Genomic DNA, 12,809 nt, shown 5'->3' with positions numbered 1-12,809 from the left:
GGTAAAAAATGGCAGAGACGAAACGGACCCAGCCGCTGGCGCGCGACGCCATGGCCTATGTGCTGGCCGGCGGGCGCGGCAGCCGCCTCAAGGAATTGACCGACCGGCGCGCCAAGCCCGCGGTCTATTTCGGCGGCAAGACGCGCATCATCGATTTCGCGCTCTCCAATGCTCTCAACTCAGGCATTCGCCGCCTCGGCGTCGCCACCCAGTACAAGGCGCATTCGCTGATCCGCCACCTGCAGCGCGGCTGGAACTTCCTGCGCCCCGAGCGAAACGAAAGCTTCGACATCCTGCCGGCCAGCCAGCGTGTCTCGGAAACGCAGTGGTATGAAGGCACGGCGGACGCCGTCTACCAGAACATCGACATCATCGAGGCCCACGGGCCCGAATACATGGTGATCCTCGCCGGCGACCACATCTACAAGATGGACTATGAGCTGATGCTGCGCCAGCACGTCGACGCCAATGCCGACGTCACGGTCGGCTGCCTCGAAGTGCCGCGCATGGAAGCGACCGGCTTTGGCGTCATGCATGTCGACGCCAAGGACAACATCATAGCCTTCGTCGAAAAGCCGGCCGATCCGCCCGGCATTCCCGACAAGCCAGAGTTCGCGCTGGCCTCGATGGGCATCTATGTCTTCAAGACCAAGTTCCTGATGGAGCAATTGCGTCGCGACGCCGCCGAGGCGGGCTCGAGCCGCGACTTCGGCAAGGACATCATCCCCTACATCGTCCAGAACGGTAAGGCGATCGCCCACCGCTTCGCCAAATCCTGCGTGCGTTCGACCGCCGAGAACGAGGCCTATTGGCGCGATGTCGGAACCGTCGACGCCTATTGGGAAGCCAATATCGACCTCACCGACATCACGCCGGAACTCGACCTCTACGACCGCGACTGGCCGATCTGGACCTATGCCGAATTGAAGCCGCCGGCAAAGTTCGTGCACGACGAGGATGGCCGGCGCGGTTCGGCCGTGTCCTCGCTGGTGTCGGGCGATTGCATCGTCTCGGGCGCTTCGCTGAAGCGCAGCCTGATCTTCACCGGCGCCCGCATCAATTCCTATTCGACGCTGGAAGAAGTCGTCATGCTGCCCGACGTTCATGTCGGCCGGAACGCAAAGTTGAAGCGCGTGGTCATCGATCACGGCGTAAGGATACCGGAAGGGCTGGTGGTCGGCGAAGATCCCGTGCTCGACGCCAAGCGTTTCCGCGTCTCGGAGAAAGGCATCTGCCTGGTCACGCAGGACATGATCGACAAGCTGAAGCTATAGGCAGGATTGGATTGTAGGCGCATGCAGGTTCTGTCGGTCACGCCCGAGATCTTTCCGCTGATCAAGACCGGCGGGCTTGCCGACGTGACCGGCGCGCTGCCTATCGCGCTCGCCGGCAAGGGCGTCGCCATGCGCACGCTCATTCCCGGTTATCCCGTCGTCATGGGCGCCTTCAAGAAAAAGAAGGCCGTCTATCAATACCCGCTGCTGCAGGGCGGCAAGGCCGCCGTCCATGCCGTCCAGATCGCCGGGCTCGACCTGTTCGTGCTCGACGCGCCGCATCTGTTCGACCGGCCCGGCGGCCCGTACGGCAATGCGACTGGCGCTGACTGGCCGGACAATTGGCGGCGCTTCGCTGCCTTGAGCCAGGCCGGCGGCGACATCGCCGGCGGCGCCATCTCCGGCTACCAGCCGGATATCGTGCATGCGCATGACTGGCAGTCGGCGATGACGCTGGCCTATATGCGCTACGGCAAGGCGGTCGGCATCCCGTCGCTGATCACCGTGCACAATCTTGCTTTCCAGGGTCAGTTCGGCGCCGGCATCTTCGGCGAGCTCGGCCTGCCGGCGGTGGCGATGGCCCTCGACGGCGTCGAGTATTATGGCGGCGTCGGCTTTTTGAAGGCCGGCCTGCAGGCGGCCTGGGCGATCACCACGGTGAGCCCGACCTATGCGCAGGAGATCCGCTCGGCCGAATTCGGCATGGGCCTCGACGGCCTGATCAACATGCGCTCGACCGATCTCTACGGCATCGTCAACGGCATCGATGTCGAGATCTGGAATCCGGAAACCGACAAGCATCTGGTGGCAAATTATTCGGCAGCGACGCTCGAGGCGCGGCGCGCCAACCGGACGGCTGTCGAGGACCGCTTTGGCCTCGAGCGCGACGACAGCCCGATCGTCTGCGTCGTCAGCCGGCTGACCTGGCAGAAGGGCATGGACATACTCGCCGCGGTCGTCGACGGCGTCGTCGCGGCCGGTGCGCGGCTGGCGATCCTGGGCTCGGGCGATGCCGGCCTCGAAGGCGCGCTGCTCGCCGCCGCCGCCCGCCATCGCGGCCGTATTGGCGTCGTCGTCGGCTATGACGAGGGGCTCTCCCACACCATGCAGGGCGGCTGCGACGCGATCATCATCCCGTCGCGCTTCGAGCCTTGCGGGCTGACCCAGCTCTACGGCCTGCGCTATGGCTGCGTGCCCATCGTCGCCCGCACCGGCGGCCTTGCCGACACCATCATCGACGCCAATGAAGCGGCGATTTCGGCCGGCGTGGCGACCGGTTTCCAGTTCGCGCCGAACAATGCCGGCGCGCTGCTCCACGCCATCCGCCGGCTGGTCGACGCGCATGCCAGCGCCGCTACCTGGCAATCGATCCAGCGCCAGGGCATGAAAGCCGATGTCTCGTGGGACAAGAGCGCTGAAAAATACGTCGAACTCTATCGCTTGCTGCTATCGAAAAGGGCTGCCTGAGGCATGATCAGAACCGTCGCCACCAAACCTTATCTCGACCAGAAGCCCGGCACCTCCGGCCTGCGCAAGAAGGTACCGGTGTTCCAGCAGGAGCATTATGCCGAGAACTTCATCCAGTCGATCTTCGACGCGCTGGAGGGATTTGAGGGCAAAACGCTGGTGATCGGCGGCGACGGCCGCTTCTACAACCGCGAGGTCATCCAGAAGGCCATCGCCATGGCCGCCGCCAACGGTTTCGGCAAGGTGATGGTCGGGCAGGGCGGCATATTGTCGACGCCGGCCGCTTCGCACGTCATCCGCAAATACAAGACCTTCGGCGGCATCATCCTGTCTGCAAGCCACAATCCCGGCGGCCCGCACGAGGATTTCGGCATCAAGTACAATGCCGGCAATGGCGGCCCGGCGCCGGAAAAGCTGACCGACCTGATCTTCGAAAAGACCAAGACGATCGCGAGCTTCAAGATCGCCGATATCGGGCCGATCGACATCGACAGGATCGGTACGGTCAAGGCGGACGGCATGGCCGTCGAGATCATCGATCCGGTCACCGACTATGCCGAATTGATGGAAAGCCTGTTCGATTTCGACGCCATCCGCGCCAATTTCAAATACGGCTTCCGCATGCGCTTCGACGCCATGCATGCGGTCACCGGGCCCTATGCCAAGGAGATCCTCGAACGGCGGCTTGGCGCGCCCAACGGCACCTGCCGCAACTTCAAGCCGCTGCCGGATTTCGGTGGCCATCACCCCGATCCGAATCTGGTCCATGCCAAGCATCTCTACGATGAGATGATGGGACCGGATGCGCCCGACTTCGGCGCTGCCTCCGACGGTGACGGCGACCGCAATCTGATCATCGGCAAGGGCATCTTCGTCACCCCGTCGGATTCGGTGGCGATGTTGGCCGCCAACGCGCATCTGGCGCCGGGCTACAAGGAAGGCCTCAAGGGCATCGCCCGCTCGATGCCGACCAGCGGTGCCGCCGACCGTGTCGCCGAAAAGCTCGGCATCGGCATCTATGAGACGCCGACCGGCTGGAAGTTCTTCGGCAATCTGCTTGACGCCGATATGGCGACGATCTGCGGCGAGGAAAGCGCCGGCACCGGCTCCAACCATGTGCGCGAGAAGGACGGCCTGTGGGCGGTGCTGTTGTGGCTGAACATCCTGGCGGTGCGCGGCGAGAGCGCAAAGCAGATCGTCACCGAGCATTGGGCGACCTACGGCCGAAACTACTATTCGCGCCACGACTATGAAGAGGTCGAGACGGATCGCGCCAACGCCCTGGTCGACGAGTTGCGCGCCAAGCTCGGCTCGCTGCCCGGCACCAGCGTGCGTGGCATGACAATCGCCAGCGCCGACGACTTTGCCTATCACGATCCGGTCGACGGTTCGGTCAGCAAGAACCAGGGCATCCGGGTGCTGTTCGAAGGCGGCTCGCGCGTCGTCTTCCGCCTCTCCGGCACCGGCACCTCGGGAGCCACGCTGCGCGTCTATATCGAGCGCTACGAGCCGGACAAGAACCGGCACGATCTCGACACCCAGGAGGCGCTTGCCGACCTGATCGCGGCGGCTGACGACATTGCCGGGATCAAGAACCACACGGGCCGCAACAAGCCGAGCGTGATTACGTGAGGCTGACGCGGCGCGCCTTTCCTTCTCCCCTTGTAGGGTCCGGAGGACGGGCGAGGCCAGTGACTCGCCCAGGGGGTGGATCGGCGCGTAGCGCCGAGACGGATGAAGGGTGTTGGCCGGATCGCCGTAGGTGCCAAGCTGGAGCCCCCCTCATCCGTCGCCTTCGGCGACACCGCCCGGGGGCGAGCCGCTGGTCTCGCCCCGTCCTTCGGACCCCACAAGGGGAGAAGGGGGAGCCAACCTGCCAACGCCTCAAATTGTCTACGATCTGCCCCTGTGAGTGCGCGTGAGCCAGCTCGGCGCTACCGTCAGCCGCGAGGGCATTCGCTTCGCCGCCTGGTCGTCATCGGCGAGACGCCTCTGGGTCTCGATCTTCGACGTTGCCGGCACGCACGAGATCGACAGGCTCGAGCTCCAGCCGGAAGGCGAGGGCGTTCACGCGCTTTTCGTCGCCGGCCTTGGCGCCGGCACGCGCTATGGCTTTCGCGCCGATGGCGATTATGCGCCCGAGCGCGGCTTGTGGTTTGATCCGGAGAAGTTGCTCGTCGACCCCTACGCTATCGAGATCGACCGGCCCTATGCGCACCATTGGCGGCTCGCCGCGCGGCGCAACGAAGGCGTCGACACCGCATCGTTGATGCCGAAGGCTATGGCCAAAACCTTGCCGAAGCCGCTGCCTGCCTTGCCGCCGCTGTTTCGGCCCGGCGGCCTCATCTACGAAGTGCCGGTGCGCGCCTTCACCATGCAGCATCCGGATATCCCCGAGAGCCAGCGCGGCGCGATCGGAGCACTTGGCCATCCCGCTGTTGTCGAACACCTGAAGAAGCTCGGCGTCGGCGCCGTCGAACTGATGCCGGTGACGGCGTCGATCGACGAGCGGCATTTGCCGCCGCTCGGGCTGCGAAACGCCTGGGGCTACAATCCCGTCACCTTCATGGCGCTCGACCCGCGCCTGGCTCCGGGTGGATTGGCCGAATTGCGCGACACGGTCGCGGCACTGCGCAAGGCCGGCATCGGCACCATCCTCGACCTCGTCTTCAACCACACCGGCGAAAGCGACCGGCTCGGCCCAACGCTGTCGCTGCGCGGCCTCGACAACCGCGCCTATTACCGGCATGAACCGGACGGCAGGCTGGTAAACGACACCGGCACCGGCAACACGGTCGCCTGCGACCACCCGATCGTCGCGGATATGGTGCTGGACACGCTCCGCCATTTCGTCCGCCATGCCGGGGTCGATGGTTTCCGCTTCGACCTCGCACCCATTCTCGGCCGGGTCGACGGCGTGTTCGATCCGGCCGCGCCGCTGCTCAAGGCCATCGCGAACGATCCCGTTCTCGCCGACAGGGTGCTGATATCAGAGCCATGGGACATCGGCCCGGACGGCTATCAGCTCGGCAATTTTCCGCCACCATTCCTCGAATGGAACGACAAATACCGCGACGGTGTCAGGCGCTTCTGGCGCGGCGACGCCGGCATGGTCGGCGCGCTGGCGACAAGGCTCGCCGGCTCGTCCGATGTGTTCGCCAAGGCAGATCAGCCGGTGAACCGCACGGTCAACTTCATCGCCGCGCATGACGGCATGACGCTGGCCGACCTCGTCGCCTATGAGCGCAAGCACAATGCGGCCAATGGCGAGCAGAACCGCGACGGCCACAACGAGAACCTGTCGTGGAACAACGGCGTCGAGGGCGAGACGTTGGACGCCGCGATTGCCGAAGCTCGTTTCGACGACCGCTGCGCGCTGCTCGCCACGCTGTTTGCCTCGCGCGGCACGATCATGCTGACGGCGGGCGACGAATTCGGCCGCACGCAAAAGGGCAACAACAACGCCTATGCGCAGGACAATGCGATCACCTGGCTCGACTGGGCCGGACGCGACCTGGCGCTACAAGCCCACGCATTCAGGCTCGCCGCAATGCGCCGCGCGGCACCAGTGCTTTCCGACACAGTCTTTCTGACCGGAGAGCCGCCGGCGGGCTCGGACCTTCCCGACGTCGCCTGGCTGACCGAGACGGGAGCACCGCTTAGCGAGGCGGACTGGCACGATCCGCGGCGGCATCGCCTGGTCATGCTGCTTGGCGGGGCTGGCACGCGCGATGGCCGCTTTGCCGTCATCGTCAATGGCGACCGCCGCCAATCGATGTTCACGCTGCCCGGGCGTGAGGGATTTCATTGGGTTCCGGCGATCGAAGCCTCGGCCGGCGGCACCGACATCGCACGGCCTGTGCCGGGGCGGACGGTGATTTTCATGATTGAGCGCCGAGCCGGAAAGGCCAGCGCCAGGAAGGGCTCGTAAATGGCTGACGGAAATGCCGAATGGTGGCGCGGCTGCGTCATCTACCAGATCTACCCGCGCTCCTTCCAGGATACGACGGGCGACGGCAGCGGCGACCTGCGTGGCATCACCAACCGTTTGGAGCATGTCGCGTCGCTTGGCGTCGACGCCGTCTGGGCGTCGCCCTTCTTCAAGTCGCCGATGGCCGACATGGGCTACGACGTATCCGACTATCAGGACGTCGATCCGATGTTCGGCACGATCGAGGATTTCGACGCGCTGATCGCCGAGGCGCACCGGCTCGGACTTAAGATCATCATCGACCAGGTGCTGTCGCATTCGTCCGACAAGCATGAATGGTTCGTCGAAAGCCGCGCCAGCCGCGACAATGCCAAGGCCAATTGGTATGTCTGGGCCGACGCCAGGCCCGATGGCAGCGCGCCCAACAACTGGCTGTCGCTCTTCGGCGGCCCGGCCTGGGAGTGGGATGCCACTCGCCGGCAGTACTACATGCACAACTTCCTCGCCTCGCAGCCGGACCTGAATTTCTACAATCCCGAGGTTCTGGACGCGCTGCTGGAAACGGTGCGGTTCTGGCTGGAGCGCGGCGTCGACGGCTTCAGGCTGGATACGGTCAACTACTATTTTCATGACCAATGGCTGCGCGACAACCCGCCTTTGGCGGCAAGCGTCGCCGGCACCAATGAGGCCACCACCACCTATGCCTTTCAAATGCATCTGTTCGACAAGACGCAGCCGGAAAACCTGACTTTCCTCGGTCGCTTTCGGGCGTTGCTCGACGAATACGGAGGCCGCGCCGCGGTCGGCGAAGTCGGCGACGAAGACCGTTCGCTACAGACGCTCGCCGCCTACACGTCCGGCGGCGACAAGCTGCAGATGTGCTACACGTTCGACCTGCTCGGCCCGCAATTCTCCGCCGCGCATATACGTGGCTGCGTCGAGGCGTTCGAGACCGCGGTCGCCGACGGCTGGGTCTGCTGGGCCTTTTCCAACCATGACGTGGTGCGCCATGTCAGCCGCTGGACGCGCCCGGGCGGCGACCCCGAAATAGTCGCGAAATTCTCGATCGCGCTGCTCTCCTGCCTGCGCGGATCGATCTGCCTCTACCAAGGCGAGGAACTCGGGCTGGAGGAGGCGGAACTCGCCTTCGAGGATTTGCGCGATCCGTTCGGCATCCGCTTCTGGCCGGGCATCAAGGGCAGGGACGGCTGCCGCACGCCAATGGTCTGGGAAGCGGGCGCCGACAATGCCGGCTTCACCTCAGGCAAGCCCTGGCTGCCCGTGCCGGCCGGTCATCGCGCCCGCGCCGTTGGCATCCAGAACGGTGAGCAGGCGTCGGTGCTTGCCGCCTACCGGGCGATGCTCGGCTTGCGCAAGCGGCACCCGGCGCTGATCACGGGCTCGATCCGCTTCCTCGATACCGAAGGCGATGTTCTTGCTTTTGTCCGTGAAGGCGGCGGCGAGACGCTGCTTTGCGTCTTCAACTTCGCCGACGAGCCTGCAAGCTGGCCTTTGCCGCAGGAATTGCATGCCGTCGCGGCGATTGATCCGGATGGAGCCGGTCTACAGGAAGAGGGCCTGTCGCTGCCGCCGCTCGGATGGTTTCTCGGAAGGGCAGGCTGATCGTTGGGCGTCAGCGCAAGCTGATCGCCCGGCGTCCTATTGAACGAGAACAGAGCGTCCGCAGGTAGCGCCGGTGACCCGGATATCGGCTTCGCCGACATGCACGCCGAGCGCGGCAAGGGTGTTGTAGACCAGGTCGTCGACCGGCGCGGTCACGCCGTTGAGCACCGTCACCACGGCCGGCTTCACCGTGCCGAGCACGGCGGTGATGTCGAGGCCGAGGCCCAGCGCCTTGACCGACAGCGACAGATTGTTGACCAGCGACGTGGTCAGCGATTGCGTCAAATAGATGCCGTATGCAACCATGCCGAGCAGAAGCAGGATGAAGATCGGGCCAGCATGGCGAATTCGATCGCCGAAGTTCCCGCGGCGTCTGTCCGGAAACGAGGCCATGAAGTACGGGTTTTGGGGTTCTGCAGCATAATTGCAGCATGCCAAATCCCGACTGCAAAAACAGAAAACAGGCCGAGCAACCTTTGGGTGTGCCAAGTTGAAAGGCGCCAGACTTTAGACATCGCTGTTTTAGCGGAAGGTTGCTCACTTTGCGTCAAGCAAGACTCGGTTGAAATCGCATTTCCGTCTGTCTAGTCTCCTGCCACCAGCCGCCGGACAGGGAACCGGCAGCGCGCTCAAAGGGGCCAGACATCGGTTCCGGGGCGTCAACACGTAAAGGCGCGCCGACGGCAGCGCCCACAGGGAGAACTTCATGCTGAAAAATATGCTGAAGGCGACGGTGTTCGCCACAACCATGGCCTTGACCGCCGGCATGTTCTACACGCCGGCTTTCGCCGAGACCGTCTATAACAGAGGCAGCGCCGCCGAAGCGGAGACGGTCGATCCGCACAAGACCTCGACTGTCTACGAAGCCGATATCATACGCGACCTGTTCCAGGGACTGGTCATGCACGATCAGAAGACGAACCTCATTCCGGGCGCCGCCGAAAGCTGGACCGTATCCGACGACGGCACCGTCTACACCTTCAAGCTGCGCAAGGACGGCTTGTGGTCGGATGGCAGCGCGGTGACGGCGGAGGACTTCGTCTACTCCTTCCGTCGGCTGGAGGATCCGGCGACCGCCGCCGAATACGCTTCCATGCTCTATCCCGTGAAGAACGCCGAGGAAGTCAACACCAAGAAAGGCAAGCCCGAGGATATGGGCGTCAAGGCGATCGACGCCAACACACTGGAAGTGACGCTGAAGGCGCCGACGCCATACTTCCTCGAGATGCTGACCCACCAGGCCACCTATCCGGTGAACAAGGCCTCGATCGAAAAGCTCGGCGCCGACTGGATCAAGGCGGGCAATCTCGTTTCGAATGGCGCCTATACACTGGCCGAGTGGATTCCCAACGACCACATGAAGCTGGTCAAGAATCCGAAATTCTGGGACGCCGCGACCGTCAAGATCGACGTCGTCAACTATATCCCGACCGAAGACCGCTCATCGGCGATGAAGCGCTTCGAGGCCGGCGAACTCGACAGCTACGGCGACCTGCCGACCGAACAGCTTGCTGACCTCAAGGCCAAGTTCGGCGATCAGGTCCGCGTCGGACCGTATCTCGGCACCTACTACTACGCGATCAAGACCGACAAGGCGCCGTGGGACAATGTCGAGCTGCGCAACGCCATCTCGATGGCGATCGACCGCGACTTCCTCGCCGAGAAGGTCTGGCAGAACTCGATGCTGCCTGGCTATTCGATGGTGCCTCCGGGCATCGCGGGCTACACGCCGGCAGTGGCCAAATACGCCGACATGTCGCAGATCGATCGCGAGGACGCAGCCAAGAAGGTGCTCGAGAAACTCGGCTATACGCCCGAGAAGCCGTTGAAGATGGAGATCCGCTACAACACCTCGGAAAACCACAAGAACACGGCGGTCGCCATCCAGGAACAGTTGAAGCCGCTCGGTATTGAAGTCACCATGGTCAACACCGACACCAAGACCCACTACTCCTTCCTTGAGCAGAAGGGCAACTACGACGTGGCACGTGCCGCCTGGATCGCCGACTACAAGGATCCCGAGACCTTCCTCGGCATCACACGCAAGGCCAGCGGAAACAACTATTCGAGCTACGTCAGCCCGGCATATGAAGCGGCCATGGACAAGGCCGCGGCTGCCGGCGGCAAGCCAGAAGAGCGCATGAAGGACCTCACTGAGGCCGAGCGTATCCTTGTCGATGACGTCGGCAACATTCCGCTTCTCTACTACAGCTTCCACGATATCGTTTCCTCGAAGCTGCATGGCTTCGATGACAATGTGATGGACGTGCATCCGTCCCGCTTCGTCTCCAAGGACTGACAATCATCCTTGGCTGGACCGCCGCGCTCCTCCCGGGGCGCGCGGCGGTCCGGTCGGTCATCGCATCGGTCCGAAAGTCGTGGTCGATTTTCGGCAAGCGCGATGCGAAGATTTGAAGGCGCTGGAGTATGATTATGCGTCCGCATGGACGCGTGTCGCTCTGGCCAAAGCGGGGCACCGATGCTGCGTTACATATTCCGGCGGCTTCTGACCGCCATCCCGACGCTATTCGTCATCGTGACCATGGCGTTCTTCCTGATACGTGTCGCGCCGGGAGGGCCGTTTAATCAGGAGCGGGGCCTGAGCCCAGAGATCAAGGCCAATCTGGAAGCGCAGTTCGGCTTGAGCGATCCGCTCTGGCTGCAATATGTCCACTATCTCGGCAATTTGCTGCACGGCAATTTCGGCCCGAGCTACAACATGCCGGACTTCACCGTCACCGAACTGTTTGCCAAAGGTCTGCCCATTTCGGTTCAGATCGGCGCCTCCGCCCTGATCCTGGCGCTGCTGCTCGGGTCCTTGCTCGGCACAATTGCCGCGCTCAACCAGAACAAGCTTGCCGACTATTCTGTGATCGCGCTGGCGACCGCCGGCAGCACCATCCCGACCTTCGTCATTGCGCCGGTCATCCAACTTTTGTTTGGATTGACCTGGAAGCTGCTCCCGATCGGCGGTTGGGGCGATGGCGCGCTCCTCAACAAGGTCGGTCCGGTGCTAACGCTCGCTCTGCCGCAGATCGCCATCGTCGCCCGCCTTATGCGCGGTTCGATGATCGAATCGCTGCGGTCGCATCACATCCGCACCGCACGCGCGCTCGGCCTCTCCGACTGGTCGGTGGTCGTCAAGCATGCGCTGCGCGGCGCCATCTTGCCGATCGTCTCCTTCACCGGCCCGGCGGCGGCAGCACTTCTCACCGGCTCGGTCATCGTCGAGACGATTTTCGCCATTCCTGGCGTCGGCCGCTATTTCGTCGATGCAGCGCTCAACCGCGACTACACGCTGGTGATGGGAACCGTGGTGGTGATCGCTCTCTTCACCATCGTCTTCAACCTGATTGTCGACGTCATGTACGCGGTCGTCGATCCGAGGGTGCGCTATGACTGACATCGCTGCCATCGTGCCGGTCGTCGGCCGCTCCCTGTGGGGCGATGCATGGGCGCGCCTCAAGGCCAACCGTGCCGCCATGTTCAGCCTCTATTACCTTGCCTTCATCACGATTATCAGCGTGTTCGGCCCCTGGTTCGTGCCGCATCAATACACCACCATCTATGCCGACTATGTGCGCATGCCACCAAGCCTTTCGGCCTATCCCAAGGCCGATATGATCGAGACGGCGCTGGATGAGGCGATCAAGCGCATGCGCGTCGACATCAAGGAGTGGCGCCAAGAAGGCAACCAGGTCTTCGTCACCGTCACCTCGAGCAAGCCGATCGACGACCGCAACATCCGCTATCTCGATCGCTCGGACGCCTTTGACGACACCAGGATCGAGAACAAATCGCCCGACGGCCTCCAAGCGACGATGAGCGCCTCGATCAAGCAGCAATATTTCCTGTTCGGCACCGACAACACCGGCCGAGATCTGTTGTCGCGCACGCTGATGGCCGGACGCATATCGCTGGCCATCGGGCTGCTTGCCGGCGTCGTGGCGGTGGCGATCGGTGTGCTCTACGGCGCCGCTGCCGGCTTTGCCGGCGGCAAGGTCGACGAGGTGATGATGCGCATCGTCGACGTGCTCTATTCGCTGCCCTTCATCTTCTTCGTCATCATGCTGGTGGTGTTCTTCGGCAGGAACTTCGTGCTGATGTTCCTGGCGGTCGGGGCCGTGCTTTGGCTCGACATGGCGCGCATCGTGCGCGGCCAGGCGCTCTCGATCCGCCGCCAGGAATATGTCCAGGCGGCCGAAGCCATGGGCGTCGGCCAGCGCGGTATCCTTTTGCGCCATGTCATCCCCAATCTGCTCGGCCCGGTGGTCATCTACATGACGCTGCTGGTGCCGCAGGTCATCATCCTGGAAAGCTTCCTGTCCTTCCTCGGCCTCGGCGTGCAGGAACCGATGACCAGCTGGGGTGTGCTGATTTCGGTCGGCGCCAAGAACATTGGCAGCGCCAACTGGCTGCTTTTATTCCCGGCCTTCTTCCTTGTCTCGACGCTGTTCGCGCTGAACTTCGTCGGCGACGGCCTGCGCGATGCGCTCGACCCCAGGGATCGCTGA

9 protein-coding genes are annotated in these 12,809 nt (G+C 63.5%); 8 read left to right on the top strand and 1 reads right to left on the bottom strand.

Going from position 1 to position 12,809, the window contains the following annotated elements; translation table 11 throughout:
- The first annotated feature begins 8 nt into the window (after positions 1-8).
- The 5 genes from glgC to bglA all read left to right on the top strand — a co-directional run bounded on the left by glgC (position 9) and on the right by bglA (position 8,295).
- Positions 9-1,274 carry a glucose-1-phosphate adenylyltransferase gene (glgC, locus tag AC1RUK_RS18695; protein WP_481834439.1) on the top strand — a complete coding sequence of 422 codons (1,266 nt, stop codon included), beginning with the start codon at positions 9-11 and terminating at the stop codon, positions 1,272-1,274.
- A 21-nt stretch (positions 1,275-1,295) separates the two neighbouring features.
- Positions 1,296-2,741, top strand: a complete 1,446-nt coding sequence (gene glgA, locus AC1RUK_RS18690) for a glycogen synthase GlgA (RefSeq protein WP_481834440.1) — start codon at positions 1,296-1,298, stop codon at positions 2,739-2,741.
- A gap of 3 nt (positions 2,742-2,744) precedes the next feature.
- Positions 2,745-4,373, top strand: coding sequence for an alpha-D-glucose phosphate-specific phosphoglucomutase (locus AC1RUK_RS18685; RefSeq protein ID WP_481834441.1), 1,629 nt, complete (start codon positions 2,745-2,747; stop codon positions 4,371-4,373).
- Between the two features lie 286 nt (positions 4,374-4,659).
- A complete protein-coding gene (gene glgX / locus AC1RUK_RS18680; RefSeq protein ID WP_481834442.1) occupies positions 4,660-6,672 on the top strand; it encodes a glycogen debranching protein GlgX in 2,013 nt (670 codons plus the stop codon).
- Positions 6,673-8,295 carry a beta-galactosidase BglA gene (gene bglA / locus AC1RUK_RS18675; RefSeq protein WP_481834443.1) on the top strand — a complete coding sequence of 541 codons (1,623 nt, stop codon included), beginning with the start codon at positions 6,673-6,675 and terminating at the stop codon, positions 8,293-8,295.
- Positions 8,296-8,331: 36 nt separating this feature from the next.
- Here bglA and AC1RUK_RS18670 read toward each other — a convergent pair whose 3' ends face one another.
- A complete protein-coding gene (locus AC1RUK_RS18670; RefSeq protein WP_481834444.1) occupies positions 8,332-8,688 on the bottom strand; it encodes a hypothetical protein in 357 nt (118 codons plus the stop codon).
- A gap of 313 nt (positions 8,689-9,001) precedes the next feature.
- Between AC1RUK_RS18670 and AC1RUK_RS18665 the strand changes: the two genes are divergently transcribed.
- The 3 genes from AC1RUK_RS18665 to AC1RUK_RS18655 all read left to right on the top strand — a co-directional run bounded on the left by AC1RUK_RS18665 (position 9,002) and on the right by AC1RUK_RS18655 (position 12,809).
- Positions 9,002-10,594, top strand: coding sequence for a peptide ABC transporter substrate-binding protein (locus AC1RUK_RS18665; protein ID WP_481834445.1), 1,593 nt, complete (start codon positions 9,002-9,004; stop codon positions 10,592-10,594).
- A 180-nt stretch (positions 10,595-10,774) separates the two neighbouring features.
- The gene (locus AC1RUK_RS18660) at positions 10,775-11,698 is read left to right on the top strand and encodes an ABC transporter permease subunit (protein ID WP_436171631.1); all 924 of its coding nucleotides are present in this window, start codon (positions 10,775-10,777) and stop codon (positions 11,696-11,698) included.
- The gene (locus AC1RUK_RS18655; protein ID WP_481834446.1) at positions 11,691-12,809 is read left to right on the top strand and encodes an ABC transporter permease; all 1,119 of its coding nucleotides are present in this window, start codon (positions 11,691-11,693) and stop codon (positions 12,807-12,809) included. Before AC1RUK_RS18660 ends, AC1RUK_RS18655 begins: the two co-directional genes overlap by 8 nt.

This window comes from Mesorhizobium monacense (genome assembly GCF_056781675.1).
This window is presented reverse-complemented; position numbering and strand designations above follow the sequence as displayed.